The organism is Streptomyces sp. NPDC030814 (assembly GCF_055572155.1).
The window spans coordinates 432,453-449,588 of record NZ_JBVIDX010000002.1 but is presented as its reverse complement, the minus strand read 5'-3'; the positions used below and the strand labels follow the sequence as shown (position 1 = coordinate 449,588).

The following is a 17,136-nucleotide window of genomic DNA, read 5'->3' as shown; positions in this document are numbered from 1 at the left end:
TCACCACGCGGCTTCGACGTCGTCGATGTCGTTCTGGGTCAGGTCGGCCAGCGGGAAGTCGGATGGGCTGTGGCCGCCCGCGTCCGGGGAGAGGGCATGCCGGACGATGCCTTCGAGGGCTGTCGTCCACCGCTCGCCGAGGTCGGTGAGGTCGGCGTCGGACCACAGCCGCCGCGCTCCGGTCCAGGTGACGGTCAGCCGGGGCCCGGTGGCGGCGTCGTGCACGACGGCGTGCACCTCGAGGCCGTGTGCGACGGGCAGGCCGGGGTCGGTGGTCGTCACCATGACCGCCTCGGGGGCCATGCCCCAGCCCGGTTCACCGCCCAGCGGGGCGCCGGGGGCCGCGAACCGCCCGAGGTAGTTGAACCCGATCTGCGGGGTGCCGAGGCGGGCGAGCACCTCGCGGCAGCCGGGGGCGAGGTGGCGCAGCAGCCCGAATCCGATGCCGCCGTCCGGCGCCGCGCACGCCTGCTCCTTGACCCGCTTGACGGCGTCGCCCAGGCGCGGAGCGCCCGAGGTGACCTCGGCCCAGGCGATCCGACCGGGGTCGATCCTGACCGGGTGCAGGGTGGTGAACCAGCCGAGCGTCCGCGACACGTCGGCGCCCGGGACCACGTCCTCGCGGCCGTGGCCCTCGACGTCGACGAGCACGCCGTCGGCCGTGTCGTCCCCCCGGTCGCGGCGCCAAGCGGCCACGGCCAGTCCGAGCGCCGTCAGCAGCACGTCCTCGACGCCGCAGTGGAAGGCGGCCGGGACGGTCGTCAGCAGGGGGCCGACGACGTCCTCCGGGAGCGTGGCGACGGTGTCGACGGTGTCGGCGGCGAGGTCGAGCCGGGGGTCGGCCGGCTTCGGCGTCAGCAGCGGGTCGGGGGCGTCGAGGACGTCCATCCAGCGGGGCAGTTCGGCGAGCCGGTCGGGCTGGGTGGCCTGCGCGGTGAGGCGCCGCGCCCAGTGGCGCAGCGAGGTGCCGACCGGCGACAGGTCCGGCGTGCGACCGGCGGCCGCCTGGCTGTACGCCTGGATCAGGTCGTCGGTGAGGATGCGCCAGGAGACCCCGTCGACGGCCAAGTGGTGGACGACGAGGAGGAGCCGGCCGGGCGTCTCGGGCCCCCGGTCGAACCAGACGAGCCGTGCGATCCGCCCGGCGTGCGGGTCGAGCCGGTCGGCCGCGGCCGACACCTCGGCGCGGGCCCGGTCGGCGAGGGTGTCCTCGCCCAGGCCGGTGGCGTCGACGCGGCGCACGAGGCCGGCGTCGGGAGTCCGTCCGGGCGGCTGGACCTCCAGGGTCCAGGAGTCGTCCTGGTCGACCAGCTTCAGGCGGAGCGCGTCGTGAGTGTCGGTCACCGCGCGGACGGCGGCCCGCAGCGCGTCTTCGGAGAGGCCGGGCGGGCAGGACAGCAGCAGGGACTGGGCGAAGCGATGCACCGGGGCGCCGCGTTCGCGCAGCCAGTGGACGATGGGGGTGGCCGGGACCGGGCCGGTGCCGGTGTCGTCGGCCTCGCCGTCCGCGGTGGCGTCCGGTGCGCCGGCGCTCCGGCTCAGCTCCGCCGCGGTCCGGTGCGCGAACACGTCCCGCACGGTGAACGTGAGCCCTTCGGCACGGGCGGCACTCACCAGTCGGATCGCGCAGATGCTGTCACCGCCGAGACCGAAGAAGTCGTCGTCGGCACCGACCGTGTCGCGCCCGAGCACCCGGGCCATGAGCGTGCACAGCAGGTGCTCGGCCTGGCCGGCGGGGGTGCGTCCGCCCGGCCGGGCGACGGTCGCGGGCAGGGCCGCGCGGTCCAGCTTGCCGTGCGCGGTCATCGGCAGGGCGTCGAGGACGACGATCTCGTGCGGCACCAGGTACTGCGGCACGCGGCGCCCGGCGAAGGCGCGCAGCGCGTCACGGGTGGGCCGTCCGCCCTCCGCCGGTACGACGTAGGCGACCAGCCGGGGCTCCCCGTCGCCCTCGCGGCGGACCTCGGCCACGGCCTGGGCGACCGCGGGGTGCTCCCGCAGGACCGCCTCGACGTGGCCGGGTTCGACGCGGAAGCCGCGGAGCTTGACCTGCCGGTCGGTGCGCCCCCGGTACTCGAGGACGCCGTCCGGGGTCCAGCGGGCGAGGTCGCCGGTGCGGTACATGCGCTCCCCGGCCGGACCGTACGGGTCGGCGACGAACCGCTCCGCGGTCTGCGCGGGCCGGCCGAGGTAGCCGCGGGCGACCCCGGCGCCGGCCAGGTACAGCTCGCCCGTGGCGCCCGGGGGCAGCGGTTGCAGACCGGCGTCCAGGACGTAGGCGCGCATGCCGGCGAGCGGGCGGCCGATGGGCACGCTGCGGGCCTCGGGTGCGAGGTCGCGTACGGCATGGCTGGTGGCGAAGGTGGTGGTCTCCGTCGGGCCGTAGCCGTTGACCACGACCGTGTCCGGGCAGGCGGCCAGCACCCGCCGCACCATCGACGGCGCGATCTCCTCGCCGCCCGCCCACACCTGGCGGACACCCGCGAAGCACTCGGGCCGGTACTCGGCGACGACGGCGAACAGCGCGGCGGTGAGCCACAGCGCGCTCGGCCGGTGACGGACGATCAGGTCCGCGTACTCCTCGGCGTCCAGTGCGTCCGCGGGGGCGAGGATCAGCCGGCCGCCCCGGAGCAGCGGGGCCCAGATCTCGAACGTCGATGCGTCGAAGGCGGCGGGCGAGTGCACGAGGACGCCGGCGCAGACACCGTCGCCGAAGCGCGGGTCGGTGGCCAGGGCGGCGATGTCGCGGTGGGTCACCACGACGCCCTTGGGCTGCCCCGTGGAGCCAGAGGTGTACATGACGTAGGCGGCCGAGAGCGGGTGCGGCGGGGCCGCGTCCCGCTCCGCCGGTTCCGGCGCCGCCTCCAGGTCGTCCAGCAGCAGGCGGGGCGCCGCGGTGTCCGGCAGGTGGCGGACGTCGGCGTCGCGGGAGGTGAGCACGGCCTTCGGCCGGGTCTCGCCGAGCATCGACGCGACCTGGGCGGCCGGATAGCGGGGGTCGATCGGTACGTAGGCGGCGCCGGCCTTCAGTACGGCGAGCAGCGCGACCACCAACTCCGGTGAGCGCGGCAGCGCCACGGCGACCGTGTCCCCGGCGCGGACGCCGTGCCCGGCCAGGGCGCGGGCCCACCGGTCGGCGCGCGCGTCGAGGTCGGCGTAGGTGAGGTCGCGGCCGTCCGCCGAGACCGCGATCGCGGCCGGGGTGGCGGCGGTCTGCCGGGCGAAGAGGCCGGTGACGGTCGCCTCGGGCAGGTCCGCCGTGCCGGGGGTCCCCGCGGTCAGCAGGCGGGCGCGCTCGTCGGCCGTGAGCAGGTCGATCCGGTCGACGGGGCGGCCGGGGTCGGCGGCGGCCCCGGCGAGCAGCCGCGCGAATCGGTCGAACAGGGTGCGCACGGTCTCCGGTTCGAACAGGTCGGAGGCGTACTCGACGTAGCCGTCGAGGCCGGCCGGGTCGCCGTCGGCCGTGCGCCGTTCGACCAGGCTGAGGAAGAGGTCGAACTTGGCGGTCCCGGTGCGGCCCAGCTCGGTGGAGACGGTGAGGCCGGGCAGGGTGAACTCACCGGCCGGAGCGGTGTCCTGGAGACCCAGCATCACCTGGAACAAGGGGTGGCGGGCCAGCGACCGCTCGGGCGCGAGGGCGTCCGTGAGGTACTCGAAGGGCACGTCCTGGTGGGCGTAGGCGGCCAGGGCCGTCTCGCGGACCCGCTGGAGCAGATCGGTGAAGGCCGGGCGGCCGGACACGTCGGTGCGCAGCACGAGAGTGTTCACGAAGGCGCCGACCACGTCGTCCAGCGCCTGGTCGAGCCGGCCCGCGACCGGGCTGCCGACGGCGATGTCGTCACCGGCGCCGAGGCGGGACAGCAGAGCCGCCAGGCCGGCGTGCAGCACCATGAACAGGCTGGCTCCCGAGGCCCGGCCCAGGTCGAGGAGGCGACGGTGCAGTTCGGCGTCGAGGGAGACGCTGATGTGGTCGCCGGTGTAGGAGGCGACGGCGGGCCGCGGCCGGTCCGTGGGCAGCTCGATCTGCTCGGGCAGTCCGGCCAGCTGCTCGCGCCAGTACGCCACCTGCGTCTCCAGCAGGCCGCCGCCGGTGCCGTCCGCGGCGAGCAGTTCGTTCTGCCAGAGCGTGTAGTCGCTGTAGCGCACCGGTGCCGGATCGAGCCGGGGGGCGCGGCCGGCGGCGCGGGCGGCGTAGGCGCGGTCGAGGTCGCGGGCGATCAGCCGCATCGACAGCGCGTCGCAGGCGCAGTGGTGCAGGACGAGCAGCAGGACGTGCGCGTCGGCTCCGGTGCTGAACAGCTCGGCGCGCAGCGGCGGTTCGACGGCGAGGTCGAAGGGGCGGCGGGCGCCCGCGGCGAGGCGTTCGTCGAGTTCGGCCTCGGTGACGGGGGTCGCGGCCAGGGCGGGCGCGGTGGGCGGCAGCACCTGCTGGAGGAGGCGGCCGTCGACGTACGGAAGGACGGTGCTCAGGCTCTCGTGTCGGGCTAGGACGTCCCCGAGGGCGGCGCTGAGAGCGGCGACGTCCAGGGGGCCGTCGATGCGCAGCACCGAGGGGATGTTGTAGGCGCCGCCGGGGCCGTCCATCTGCTGGAGGAACCACATCCGGCGCTGCGCGTAGGAGGCCTCCAGCTCGGTGGTCCGCTCCCGCCGCACCAGGGGCGGGCGGGCCAGTCCGGCGTCGTCCAGGGCGGCGGTCACCGCGCGCGGGGTGGGGTCGTCGAACAGGACGCGCAGGTCCACCTCGACGGAGAACGTCGACCGGATGCGGGTGATCAGTGTGGTGGCGAGCACGGAGTGGCCGCCGAGGTCGAAGAAGTCGTCGTCGGGGCCGACCTCGGGTTCGTCGAGCACGAGCGCGAAGAGCGCGCACATGATGTCGAGCCGGGAGGAGAGCCCGCCACCGGCCGGGGTGTGCGCGGGGTTCGTGGCCGTGGTCAGGGCGGCGCGGTCGAGCTTGCCGTTGGCGGTGAGCGGCAGCGCGTCGGTGCGGACGATCCGGCCGGGCACCATGTACTCGGGCAGCCGGGCGCGGACCGCCTCCTTGATCTCCTCGGGCGCGGGGTCGGCTCCGTCCTCGGCGACGACGAAGGCGACCAGGCGCCGGTCGTCCTCCCGCTCCTCGGTCAGGGCGACCGCGGCGAGCGCCACGCCGGGGCACTCGGCGAGCGCGGCCTCGATCTCGCCGGGCTCGATCCGGAAGCCGCGGACCTTCAGTTGGTCGTCCGAGCGCCCGACGAAGGTGAGCCGGCCGGCCGGGTCACGGCGGGCCAGGTCGCCGGTGCGGTACATGCGCTCGCCGGGCCGCCCGTGCGGGTCGGCGACGAACCGCTGCGCGGTGAAGCCCGGGCGGCCGAGGTAGCCACGGGCCAGGCCGGGCCCGGAGACGTACATCTCGCCGATCGCGCCGACCGGCACCGGCCGCAGCCGTTCGTCGAGGAGATGGACCGTCAGGTCGGCGAGCGGGACGCCGATCACGCTGTCCGGGCCCTGCTCGGGGCCCAGCTCGACGTGGGTGACGTGGACCGTGGTCTCGGTGATGCCGTACATGTTCACCAGCGCCGGTCCGGTGCCGCCGTGGCGGCGGCGCCAGTCGGCGAGGCGGGCGGGCTGGAGCGCCTCGCCGCCGAAGACCACGGTGCGCAGCCGCAGTCGGCGGCTCACCTCGGGCAGTTCCTGGTCGGCGGTCGTGAGCTGGTAGAACGCCGAAGGCGTCTGGCTGAGGACGGTCACCCGCTCGTCCGCGAGCAACCGCAGGAACCGCTGCGGCGAGCGGCTCACCTCGAAGGGGACGACGACCAGCCGGCCGCCGTGCAGCAGGGCGCCCCAGATCTCCCACACGGAGAAGTCGAAGGCGGCCGAGTGGAACAGCGTCCACACGTCGCCGGGGCCGTAGCCGAGTGGCTCGCGGGTGGTGGTGAAGAGGCGGACGACGTTCTCGTGGGAGGTGATCACGCCCTTGGGGCGGCCCGTGGACCCGGAGGTGTAGGTCAGGTAGGCGCGGCAGCCGGGCCGCAGCGGCCGGACCCGTTCGTCCGCGGCCACCGGGCGAGGGTCGCGGCCGTCGGCGTCGGCGCGGAACTCCGGGGCGTCGATGAGCAGGTGGTCCTGGTCGGTGGTGATCCGGGCCGCCGAGGAGGTGATCAGCAGCTCGGGCGCCGCGTCCTGGAGCATGTACGCGATACGGGCGGGCGGGTAGTCGGGGTCGACGGCGACATAGGCCGCGCCGGACTTGAGCACGCCGAGCAGGGCGAGGACAAGGTCCGCGGAGCGGGGCAGCGCGACGGCGACGACGTCCTCCGGGCCGATGCCGCGGGCGATGAGGGCGCGGGCCAGCCGGTTCGACCGCTCGTCGAGTTCCCGGTACGACCAGGTGGTGCCGTCCGCCGTGAGCGCGGGGGCGTCCGGGGTGGCGGCGGCCTGCGCGGCGAACAGCTCGGGGAGGGTGGCAGCACCGGGGACGGCGGTGACCGCCGGGGCCGGGGGAGCCGGGTCCGCGGGCGCCGGAGTCGGGCCGCCGACGCAACTCACCGGCTGGGACGGATCCGTGGCGGTGAGCGCCTCCAGCATCGCGGTGAACGCGTCGCGGTGGTCGGCCAGTCCCAGGTCGTCACGGCCGTTGACGTCGACCTGGAGGCCCTGCCCGTCCTGGCGGTCCCAGAGCATGAACAGCAGGTTGCCCACCAGACCGGAGGACAGGTTGCGCATCGTGCCGCGTGCCGCGCCGAACCGCAGGTCGTAGGGGTGCGATATGACGTTGACGACCGGCAGCAGGGACGTGGCATGAGCCATCCCGAGGTCCCGCTGGAGGTCCACGCCCCGGTAGCGCTGGTGTGCCACGGCCGCGGCCATCTGCTCGGCCACGTGCTCCAGCAGGGCGGTGACGGTCATGTCCGGGCGGACGGTGAGTGGCAGCGGCAGGACGTTGGCGAGGTTCGCCGGGGTCTGCCGGGCGAGCTGGCTCGCGCGGGCGGAGAGCGGGAAGGCGAGGAGGACGTTCTCGTCCCCGGTCCGCCGCTGGACGTGCAGCGCCACGGCGGCCGTGACGACCACCGGCCAGGGCACCCGGACGCTGCGGGCGGTCCCGCGCACGGCGTCGAACCGCTCCTCGGACAGCCATCGCGTCACGCTGCGGAACGTGGCGGCCGCCCCCCGGGACCGGCTGACGAGCGGGGAGGGCGCCGGCCGGCCGCCCAGCTGCCCGAGCCAGAAGTCCCGGTCCTGCCGGAAGTCCGGCGCGGAGCGGTACGCGGCGTCCTCGTCGGCGAGTTCGCGCAGCGTGCCGAACGGGCTGGGGCCGGGGTCGCGCCCCTCGGTGAGCGCCGTGTAGACCTCGGCGACCCGGCGGGAGACCAGGGAGGAGCCGTAGGCGTCCATGGCGATGTGGTGGTAGTTCTGGTACCACAAATGCCGCTCGGGGCTGAGGCGGAGCACTGCGAAACGGAACAGCGGACCGCCCGTCAGATCGGTCGGCCGGGACAGCTCCCGGCGCATCCACGCGTCGGCCTCGGCCTGCGGATCGTCGGCACCGGACAGGTCGACGGCGCGCAGCTCCCACGGCCGGTCCGGGTCGATGCTCTGCGCCACCCGGCCGCGGTCCTGGTGGAAGCGGCTGTGCACGGTGTCCAGGCCGGCGACGACCGACCGCAACGCGCGCTCGAAGATCTCCGTGTCGAACTCGCCCTGCACATCGACGTACTCGCCGACCTGATACACCGAATTGCCGTCGCTCAGCCGCTGTTCGGCGAACCAGATCTCACGCTGCGCTGCCAGCAGGGGCAGCATTGTGTCGGCGTTCAACAAGATCGACGACCTCCGAGATTTCCTACTGGAAGCGCGGAACCACCCGGGAACCGAATCATCCGGCGCATAAAGCCGGTACGGGCGGGCCGGGGAATGAACAATCGATACAGCGAATTCGCTCCGGCCGAACGTAACGGCGCATCGGGCCCCGTACAAGCCCGGCGATCGCGCGGAGGAATGGGCGGCGGCCGGCCGCATCGGACGCCGACAGGCAGGTCATACGGGGTGCCGAGGCGGACTGTGTGTCCCGCCGGCGGGACACCACGACGCTCTTTCCGGTCGGCCGACGCGTCGACAATGACTCGAGCGCTCGGCTAGGTTCCGATCACACGGAAACACCGAGCACACCCGGGACGTCGAAACTCCTGCACCCTCCCCCATGGTTTTGACCAACGCGTCCCGCAATCGTCCGCCAGAAATTCGAGGACGCACCCGGAGAGAATCCAGCATGACACCTGACACCCAGCAGTGGCAGCTTTCGGATACCGAGCTCGACTTCTTCCGGGAGAACGGTTATATCGGGCCGCTGACGATTTACACCCCGGAAGAGATGGACGCGCTGTGGCGCCGGGCCCGTCGGGAGGTCATGGACCGCTCGCACGCCGCCTACCCGGTCGACGAGGCGATGTCGGGCGCGACCAACATCGCGAACTACGACCGTCACCTCGACGTCGACCTGCTCATGCAGCACGTGTGCAACCGGAAGATCACTGAACGGGTCGCGTCCATCCTGGGGCCCAACGTCCTGTGCTGGCGCACGGAGTTCTTCCCGAAGTACCCGGGCGACGAGGGCACCGACTGGCATCAGGCGGACACCTTCGCCAACGCCAGCGGCAAACCGCAGATCCTGTGGCCCGGCGAGACCGACACCGAGTTCGGCAAGGGCACCCTCACCGTGTGGACGGCGTTCACCGACGCCACCCGGGACAACGGCTGTCTCCAGGTCATCCCCGGCTCGCACCACCGGATGAACTACGACGAGACCAAGCGGATGACCTACGACACCTCGCAGATCAACTCCAAGGTCAAGGACGGCGTTCCGCGCGGCTTCTTCGGCTACGACTACCGCGAGCTCCAGATCGACCCGGACTGGAAGCCGACCGAGGAGGACGCCTTCGACCTGGTGATGCGGCGCGGCCAATGCGTGATCTTCTGGTCCACCCTGATGCACGCGTCGCTGCCCAACATCACGACGAAGAGTCACCGGATGGGCTTCGCCACCCGCTACGTCCCGACCAGCGTGCGGGTCTACCCGGACACCGACCGGGTCGAGGAGTACGGCGGGAGCATCCCGCTCGACAAGTGGGGCGCGGTCCTCGTCAGCGGTGAGGACGACACCGGCCACAACAAGTTCCTGCGCGAGTCGCTGCGCGGCACACCGATCTCCGAGTTCCTGGGCTGAGTCGGACCCCTGCACCCCGGCCGACTGAAGGAGTGCCCCTCGCGGGTGCGCCTCCAGCCGGCCTGTGCCGCGCACCCCTGCCTGGAGGAGGGCACCCGCATGACCGTCACCCCAAGCTCCGTCACCCTGCCGATCGTCATGGGGGGTGCGGAGTTCGCCGCCGATCCGCCCGCCCACTACACCTGGCTGAGGGAGAACTCCCCGCTGGGGCAGGTGCGGCTGGACTTCGGCGCCTTCGCCCAGGACGTCTGGGTGGTCTCCCGCTACGCGGACTGCAAGGCGATGCTCACCGACCCCCGCCTGCTGCGCTCCCCGTACGGGCCTCCGCCGGGCGTCGAGATCCCCGAGCACATCCGCCTGGTCAGCTCCACCCTGGACATGAAGGACAAGGACGAGCACCGCAGGCTGCGCTCCCTGGTGGCCGCTCCCTTCACGCCGAAACGCATCGACCATCTCGGCGAGCAGGTCCGGGTGCTCGCCGAACGCCGCCTGGACGCGCTCGGCGGCGACAGCGGCCCGATCGACCTTCGCCAGGACTTCGCGCTCCCCGTGACCTACACCGTCATCGCCGACCTCGTCGGCGTCGGCGAGCAGGACCGCGTCCGCTTCCAGCAGGGCGTCACGGCGCTGATGAGCGGGTTCAGCGGCTCCCGGGAGGACTGGGAGGCGCACGTGCGCGACCTCGTCGACGTCACCCGCGACCTGGTCGCCCGCAAGCGGGCCGAGCCCGCGGACGACCTCGTCACCGGCCTGATCGAGGCCGAGGAGGCGGGCGACCGGCTGGACGACACCGAGCTGGTGGCCATGGTGTTCAGCCTGGTGACGGCGGGCTACGAGACGACGTACAACCTGATCACGAACGCGGTGGCCGCCCTCCTGGACCACCCGGACCAGCTGGACCTGCTGCGTGCGGCGCCGGACGACGAGTCGCTGTGGCGGTCGGCGGTCGACGAGGTGGCGCGCTATCTGCCGCCGATCACCGGAACCCGGCCGGCCACCGCGGTCGAGGACATCGAATGGCACGGGCAGACCGTGCCCGCGGGGGCGTCGGTGCTGCCGCTGCTCGCGGCTGCCAACCGGGACCCGGAGGTGTTCGAGGAGCCGGAGCGCTTCGACGTCACCCGCTCCCCCAACCCGCACCTCGGTTTCGGCCACGGTGTGCACTTCTGTCTCGGCGCCAACCTGGCCCGGATGGAGGCCCGGGTGGCGCTCCAGGTGCTGTTCGAGCGGCACCCCGGCCTATCGCTCGCCGTCGGCCGTGACGAACTGGACCTGGAGCCGATGCCGCTGTGGACCCGCTTCCGCGAACTGCCGGTCGTCCTCGGATGACCGGGACGGGGCCTCCGTATGCCCGACTGTCCGCCGACGCGCCGAGGACACGTGAGAGGACCATGCCGAACCGCACCGCTGTCGTCACCGGAGGAACCAAGGGGATCGGGGTCGCGCTCAGCCGGCGGCTGGCCCGGCTCGGCCATCACGTCGTCGCGGTGTACCGCGCCGACAAGGCCGCCGCGGACCTGTTGAGCGAGGAACTCGGCGACCGGGTCGAGACGGTCCGGCTGGACGTCGCCGACCCGGAGGCGGTGACCGCCTTCGCCGAGCGGGTGCTCTCCGCGCACGGCGCGCCCCAGGTGCTGGTCAACAACGCCGGCCGCAACATCGACGGGCCGTTCCTGGAGATGGCGGACGACGACTGGCGGCAGGTGCTGGACGCCAACCTGTCCGGGCCGTTCTATCTGACCAAGGCGTTCGCCCCGGCCATGCTCGGCCTGGAGGGCGGCGCCAGTGTCGTCAACGTCGGGGCGACGACCGCGATCCGGCCCCGGCTGAACGGCGTCAACTACTGCGCGAGCAAGGCGGGACTGCTGCATCTGACCAAGTGCCTCGCGCTGGAGCTGGCCCCGGCCGTCCGGGTCAACTGCCTGATTCCCGGAATGATCGACACCGAGGAGATGCGCACCCGGTACCGGGTCGCCGATCCGACGGCGCGCGCCGAGCTGCTCGCCGAGATTCCGCAGGGGCGGATCGGCTCGCCCGAGGAGATGGCGGACGCCCTGGAGTTCCTGGTCGGCGACGGGGCCCGCTACATCACCGGCCAGAAACTCATCGTCGACGGTGGCCAGTTCATGTGGTAGCGGTCACCGCCATGTCCGAGAGAGAAGAGCCTTTCATGTTCGCACGCCTCGACCGGTATGCCGATTTCCTCAAGATCAGGTATCGCTCCGACTTCCTCAAGTCCGGCGAGTACTCCCTCGCCGAGGTCACTCCCGAACTGCGCGAGCGCATCGAGAGCGGGCAGTTCCACCGCATCGTCTTCTCCGGGATGGGCTGCTCCGCCATCGTCTCCGATGTGATCGGGACGTTCCTCAACGCCTCGGGTGCGGGAGTGGAGGTCCTTGTCTTCAACGACTACGACTTCCCCTACCTCGTCCCGCGGTCGGTGGTCGACGACGAGGGGACACTGTTCGTCATCAGCTCCTACAGCGGCCACTCCGAGGAACCGGTGCGGGTCTTCCACCAGCTCGCGGGCCGCTACCACCGCACGCTGCTGCTGACCTCCGGCGGCAGGCTGGCCGAGCTGGGCCGGCAGGCCGGGGTGTCGGTGGCCCGCTGGGAACTGAGCGAGCCGGACCGGGAGTACCCGCTCTTCCACGTCGGCCAGTACTTCGCGATCCTGCTCGACATGTTCCCGCGGCTGGGGCTGATCAAGGAGGACCACCGCGCGGAGGTCGCCGCGCTCGCGGGCCATCTGGCCGCGGACTTCACACCGGAGCTGGAGGAGCTGGCCCGCGCGACCGCGCTGCGCTCGAAGGACGCGAACATCATCATGCTGGCGTCGCCGAAGTGGTACATGAGCCTGCTGAAGCTGGCCAAGATGCACTTCAACGAGATGGCGATGGCACCGGCGACCCGGAACTTCTTCCACGAGTTCTGCCACAGCGAGGTCGCCGCGCTCTCCGACCCGGACCGCCCGCACAGCGTCCTGCTGTTCCGGGACAGCGACGACGACGCCTACACGCGACAGAAGATGGACAACCTCGTCCGTCTGCTCACCCGCGACATCCCGCAGAACCGGAACATCACGGTGACCGAGTTCGCGCTCGACCAGCCGACGTTCATGCGCAAGTACTTCACCGCGCTGGAGTTCGTCCAGCACACGGCGCTGCAGCTGGGCCGCCTCTACGACACCAAGTCCCGCGACCTGATCTCCGAGTCCGCCGGCAACCCGTGGTACCACACGACCGCCATCCTGGCCGAGGCCGGAATGGCGAAGACGTCCGGCTGACCCCTGGAAGGAACCGAGGCCCCCGTGTCAGGGCCCGCTACACCGGCGCGATCCGGACGGCGGGCCTTACGCGCCCTCCGCCACCCGCGTGCCCCGGGCGTCCGGCACGTCCTGCGCGCTGCGGCGGACGATGGCCTCGATCCCGTCCAGCAGGACCGCCAGTCCGGCGTCGAATGTCTCGGTCGCCTCCCGTTCCAGATACGGCAGTTCCGGTTCGGGCGGAGCCGCGGCGGCCTCCTCGGCGAGCCGGACGACCGTCGGGAAGCGCTCGGCGAAGTCGGGCACGACCTCCTCGAAGGCCGCGGAGCGGGCGGCCCACCAGTCCTCGTCGGACACACCCGTCGCGGCGGCGGCCTGCCGGGAGTCGACCACCGTCTGCGCGGCGCCCCGGACGTGGTTGATCAGCGTGCCGACGACCCGCCGCAGCACCTGCGCGCTGAGCCCGGTCGCGAAGAGAATGCGCAGGACGGTCTCCAGCATGGCGTTCTCGTTCGGCCCCAGCACGGGACGCGCCTGGGAGACCTGGAGGGTCCAGGGGTGGCGCAGGCAGAACGCCCAGTAGTCGTGCGTCCAGGCCGAGAGCGCCGCGCGCCAGCCGTCCGTGAGGTCGTAGCCGGTGGGCAGTTCGGCGAGGGCGCGATCGTACATGAGGTCGACCAGCTCGTCCTTGCTGGGCACGTAGGTGTACAGCGCCATTCCGGTCCGCCCGACGCGCTTGCCCACCTCGCGCATGGAGACCGCGGAGATCCCAGAGGCGTCGGCGATGCCGATCCCGGCGTCCACGATCGCGTCCACGGTCAGTCCGGGCCGGGGTCCCGGACCGCTCCGTGGGACCGCCTCACCGGGGGTGCGCCACAGCAGGGCCAAGGAACGACGGAAATCCCCCTGGCCGGCGAAAACCACCACCACATCCCCTTGACTGGCGCCGGACTGGACGGTCATTACCTTACCGCACGGCCACTCGGCGGCCGTCCTTCGTGCGGGGCCGCGAAAACACCTGACGGCCCCGCGACGGCTTTCACTGCATGGCCGCTTTCCGGCGCTCTTCGACGGCCGAGCCGGATTCCTTGCGCGCCATTCGCCGCAGTACCACGGGTGCCAGCAAAAGACCGAGGGCGGCCCACGCGCCGAGTGCGCAGAATGTTTCGACATATCGCCAGGAATTGCCGATCTCCACGGCGACGAACTCGTCCGGCAGCAGGGCGGAACGCATTCCGAGACCGAGCCAGTAGACGGGGAACACCTGGGCGATCCACTGGAGCCATTCCGGCGCCTCGGTGACCGGGAAGAAAATGCCCGAGACGCCGAAGAGCGCCAGCAGCGGGAACATGACGACGCCGATGTTGCGCGGGCTGGTGAGCACCGACCCCAGGACGGCGCCGATCGGCATCGTCGCGAGCATCCCGAGCACGAGCACCCAGGCCAGCGTGAACCAGGCGCCGACGCTGTCCAGGCGCACCCCGTCGAAGAGGAGGAGGCCGGGCACCAGCAGCAGGGCGGTGGTGATCAGGGTCGTCGCCGCCGAGTGGATGATCTTGCCGATCAGATAGGCGACCATGCCATTCGGGGCGGCCTTCGCCCGCAGCAGCGTGCCGTCCTCCCGTTCCATCAGCAGGTTGAAGGCCACGGCCTGGAAGCCGTTGAAGGCGAGCGTCAGACCCAGCAGGCCGGCCAGGGTGGTGGAACCGAGCGAGAAGCCGGTGCCGCCGATGTCGGAGCCGCGCCGCAGCAGGGCGACAACGAGCAGGACGATCGGGATGAACAGCATGCCGAGGACGTCCTGGACGCTGGAGAGCGACTGGCGGGTCTCGATCCGGCCCGCCGCCAGTCCGCTGCGGACGGCGGTCGCGGTCGCGGTCACGCTCATGACGACACCTCCGCCACCCGCTCGACAGCCGCCCGGGATGCGCCCAGCTCCGGGAGTCCGGCGCCGTCCCGGCCGGACTCGGCGGCGTGCACCATGGCCAGGTAGGTGTCCTCCAGGGTGGCCCGGCGGACCTCGAGCTTGTCGACGTCGGCGCCGTGCGCGGCGAACAGCTCACGCACGAACCGGGTCGGGGTCCGGGTCGAGGTGGTGAACCGTTCGCCGTCGCGGATCCAGCGCACCTCGGCGCCGGTCTCCACCTGCCGGGCCAGTTCCTCGGGGGTGGCATCGGCCACGATCCGTCCCCTGGCCAGGATCACGATGCGGTCGGCCAGCCTCTCGGCCTCGTCCAGGTCGTGGGTGGTCAGCAGGATCGTGGTGTCCTCGACCTCGGCGAGCCGGCGCACCAGCGCGTGAAACTCCTGGCGGGCCTCCGGGTCGAAGCCCACGGTCGGCTCGTCGAGGAAGAGCACCTCGGGGCGGCCGACGATGCCGATCGCCACGTCCATCCGCCGCCGCTGGCCGCCGGAGAGCTGTCCGACGCGTCGGCCGGCCTGCTCGGTGAGCCCGACGGCCTCCAGCAGTTCGTCCACGTCACGCGGGCGGGTGATCCGCTCGGTGGAGTAGGGCGCGTACAGGGAGCCGTAGTGCGCCAGGAACTCGCGGACGGGCCACTTGGCGTGGTCCCGCCAGGACTGGAGGACCACGCCGAGGCGGGCCCGCCAGCTTTCGTCGCCGTGCGCCGGATCGGTGCCGAGCACCCGCGCCTCACCGGCGGAGCGCATCCGGAAGCCCTCGAGGATCTCGATCGTCGTCGTCTTCCCGGCGCCGTTGGGGCCTAGCAGTGCGACGACCTCACCCCTGGCGACCCGGAAGGTCACCCCGTGCAGGACGGTCGTGGATCCGTAGCTCATGCGCAGGTCGGTGACCTCGATGGCGGGCTCTGCCGCCGTGTCCGCACTCATGTCACTCCCCCTCCTTCCGCTATCTCATTACGGCGTAAAACATTAGCACGCGCCCCTCCCCGGTCCCGGCGCGGCGCCGGGACCGGGGAGGGGAAGAGGGGCGCGGCCGGCCGCCTCAGCCGGCCACCTGTCCGGGGAAGCGGTCGAGCAGGTACGCGTGGATGTCGTCGACCGAGTTCAGCGTCTGGAGCTCTTCGAACCGGGGGTCGAGACGGATGCCGTACCGGTCCTCCAGGGAGGCCTGGAGGGTGACCAGGGTGAAGGAGTCCATGACGAACTCCGCGTCGTCGCCGACGTCGGCGGACAGCGCCAACGAGCGGCTCTGGGAGAGGATCTCTCTGATCTCATCCTTGCTGATCACTGACGTTTTCCCTCCGGGTGGGGTCACAGACCGGCGCGGATCGCGTTCCGGTCGCGGACGAGCTTTCCGGTCTTGTTGCGGGGCAGGGCGCGGGCGACGAAGAACCGCTTGGGGACCTTGACGGCGCTCAGCCGTTCCCGGCACCAGGCGATCAACTCGCCCGCCTCCGGTGCCGGCTCGCCCCCGACGTACGCCTCGATCACCTCGTGGTGGAGGACCACCGCCTCGGCGACCGCGGGGTGCGCCCGCAGCACGGTCTCCACCTCGGCGAGGTCGACCTTGAGGCCGCCGATGGTGACGAGCGAGTCCAGCCGGCCGAGGATGCTCAGCTCGCCGGTGACGTCATCCGCGGCGAAACGGTCGAAGGTGCGCAGCCACCCGTCGACGTAGCGGTCCGGCTGGTCGTCGAGCGGATACGGCGACCGGTCCAGGCGTACGTACAGCTCCTGGTCGACGATCTTTGTCTCGACCCCGGGCACCGTGCTGCCCAGCACCGGCGGCCGCGGCCCGTGCAGCCCGGCCGCGAGCAGGCCGGTCTCGGTCACGCCGTACACCTGGCTCACCCGGACCCCGTACCTGCGGTGGAACTCCTCGTACACCTCGACGGGCAGCCGTTCGCCGCCGGTGACGGCCAGCCGGAGCGCGGGCAGCGGGGGCACCTGCGGGGTCTTGGTCAGCAGTTCGAAGTGAGCCGGCACCCCGTAGATCGCCATCGCCCCGGCCTCCCGGGCCGTCCGCAGCACCTCGGCCGGCGTCGGCAGGGGCGGCAGCACCACCGTCGCGCCCTGCCGCAGGGCGTGCAGCACGCCGGTGACCAGGCCCATCGTGTGCACGAGGGAGTTGAGCAGCACCAGGCGGTCGCCGGCGCCGGGCAGTTCCGGCAGGGCGGCGTGACGGTCGAGTTCGGCGAGGAGCGACGCGGGGGTGCGGCCGATCACCTTGGGCCGGCCGGTCGAGCCGGAGCTGAACTGGACGAGGCAGGCGTCGGACGCGGCGGGGCGCCCGGACGGCCTGGCGCCGACACGGAAGGCGACCTCCTCCTCGAAGCCGGTCGCCGGTCCCGGATGCCCGTCGGAGTCGATCACGTACTGGGGCTGGAGCAGTTCGGCCAGTGGCTCGTACTCGGCGGGTGTCGCCCGGAAGTCGACCAGGAGGACCTGCGCGCCCCGGCTCCACAGGGCGAGCAGCACCCGCACATAGCTGAGGCTCGGCCTCATGCGGAGCAGAACGGTACTGTTCTCACCTATTCCCTGTTCGCGGAAGGCGCGACCGAGTTCGGCCACCGCGGAACGCAGTTCGGATCTGGATTCCGCAGTGCGTGAAATTGCCCAGGGCTGCCGGTCCGCACCGGCGTCCAGCAATGATTCACCCCACCAGGACGCGATTGCCATGCCTCTCCCTCACCGGCTGGAAGAATCGGGAAGTCAACAGGGTGATTATGGGCGCACCAGACGGAAA

10 protein-coding genes are annotated in these 17,136 nt (G+C 72.2%); 4 read left to right on the top strand and 6 right to left on the bottom strand.

The genetic code is table 11. The annotated features are described in order from the left end of the window. Nucleotides 1–7,797, bottom strand: a complete 7,797-nt coding sequence (locus ACZ43N_RS05355) for an amino acid adenylation domain-containing protein (protein WP_468095125.1) — start codon at nucleotides 7,795–7,797, stop codon at nucleotides 1–3. A 451-nt stretch (nucleotides 7,798–8,248) separates the two neighbouring features. Here ACZ43N_RS05355 and ACZ43N_RS05350 point away from each other — a divergent pair, with 451 nt between their 5' ends. The 4 genes from ACZ43N_RS05350 to ACZ43N_RS05335 all read left to right on the top strand — a co-directional run bounded on the left by ACZ43N_RS05350 (nucleotide 8,249) and on the right by ACZ43N_RS05335 (nucleotide 12,488). Then, nucleotides 8,249–9,202 carry a chlorinating enzyme gene (locus ACZ43N_RS05350; RefSeq protein ID WP_468095124.1) on the top strand — a complete coding sequence of 318 codons (954 nt, stop codon included), beginning with the start codon at nucleotides 8,249–8,251 and terminating at the stop codon, nucleotides 9,200–9,202. 99 nt (nucleotides 9,203–9,301) lie between these two features. Then, nucleotides 9,302–10,531, top strand: a complete 1,230-nt coding sequence (locus ACZ43N_RS05345) for a cytochrome P450 family protein (protein WP_468095122.1) — start codon at nucleotides 9,302–9,304, stop codon at nucleotides 10,529–10,531. Nucleotides 10,532–10,593: 62 nt separating this feature from the next. Further along, a complete protein-coding gene (locus tag ACZ43N_RS05340; RefSeq protein WP_468095120.1) occupies nucleotides 10,594–11,337 on the top strand; it encodes an SDR family NAD(P)-dependent oxidoreductase in 744 nt (247 codons plus the stop codon). Between the two features lie 35 nt (nucleotides 11,338–11,372). Then, the gene (locus tag ACZ43N_RS05335) at nucleotides 11,373–12,488 is read left to right on the top strand and encodes an SIS domain-containing protein (RefSeq protein WP_468095119.1); all 1,116 of its coding nucleotides are present in this window, start codon (nucleotides 11,373–11,375) and stop codon (nucleotides 12,486–12,488) included. Nucleotides 12,489–12,554: 66 nt separating this feature from the next. On the opposite strand, the gene ACZ43N_RS05330 is transcribed toward ACZ43N_RS05335, so the two are convergent. The 5 genes from ACZ43N_RS05330 to ACZ43N_RS05310 form a co-directional block, all read right to left on the bottom strand. Next, nucleotides 12,555–13,394, bottom strand: a complete 840-nt coding sequence (locus ACZ43N_RS05330) for a TetR/AcrR family transcriptional regulator (RefSeq protein WP_468095518.1) — start codon at nucleotides 13,392–13,394, stop codon at nucleotides 12,555–12,557. Between the two features lie 112 nt (nucleotides 13,395–13,506). Beyond that, entirely contained in the window at nucleotides 13,507–14,355 is an 849-nt protein-coding gene (locus ACZ43N_RS05325; protein ID WP_468095118.1) for an ABC transporter permease, read from the bottom strand. Next, nucleotides 14,352–15,317 (bottom strand): ABC transporter ATP-binding protein, encoded by a 966-nt coding sequence (locus ACZ43N_RS05320; RefSeq protein ID WP_468095117.1) that lies wholly within the window; start codon nucleotides 15,315–15,317, stop codon nucleotides 14,352–14,354. The genes ACZ43N_RS05325 and ACZ43N_RS05320 overlap by 4 nt, the downstream gene beginning before the upstream one ends. 115 nt (nucleotides 15,318–15,432) lie before the next feature. Then, nucleotides 15,433–15,678, bottom strand: coding sequence for an acyl carrier protein (locus ACZ43N_RS05315; RefSeq protein ID WP_468095115.1), 246 nt, complete (start codon nucleotides 15,676–15,678; stop codon nucleotides 15,433–15,435). Between the two features lie 23 nt (nucleotides 15,679–15,701). Beyond that, nucleotides 15,702–17,069 (bottom strand): class I adenylate-forming enzyme family protein, encoded by a 1,368-nt coding sequence (locus ACZ43N_RS05310; protein ID WP_468095113.1) that lies wholly within the window; start codon nucleotides 17,067–17,069, stop codon nucleotides 15,702–15,704. Nucleotides 17,070–17,136 lie beyond the last annotated feature (67 nt).

Excerpts from the sequence above, each read along its gene's own strand:
- ACZ43N_RS05345 (WP_468095122.1), top strand. The coding sequence starts at position 9,302 with ATGACCGTCACCCCAAGCTCCGTCACCCTGCCGATCGTCATGGGGGGT.
- ACZ43N_RS05350 (WP_468095124.1), top strand. The coding sequence starts at position 8,249 with ATGACACCTGACACCCAGCAGTGGCAGCTTTCGGATACCGAGCTCGAC.
- ACZ43N_RS05310 (WP_468095113.1), bottom strand. The coding sequence starts at position 17,069 with ATGGCAATCGCGTCCTGGTGGGGTGAATCATTGCTGGACGCCGGTGCG.
- ACZ43N_RS05325 (WP_468095118.1), bottom strand. The coding sequence starts at position 14,355 with ATGAGCGTGACCGCGACCGCGACCGCCGTCCGCAGCGGACTGGCGGCG.
- ACZ43N_RS05335 (WP_468095119.1), top strand. The coding sequence starts at position 11,373 with ATGTTCGCACGCCTCGACCGGTATGCCGATTTCCTCAAGATCAGGTAT.
- ACZ43N_RS05340 (WP_468095120.1), top strand. The coding sequence starts at position 10,594 with ATGCCGAACCGCACCGCTGTCGTCACCGGAGGAACCAAGGGGATCGGG.
- ACZ43N_RS05320 (WP_468095117.1), bottom strand. The coding sequence starts at position 15,317 with ATGAGTGCGGACACGGCGGCAGAGCCCGCCATCGAGGTCACCGACCTG.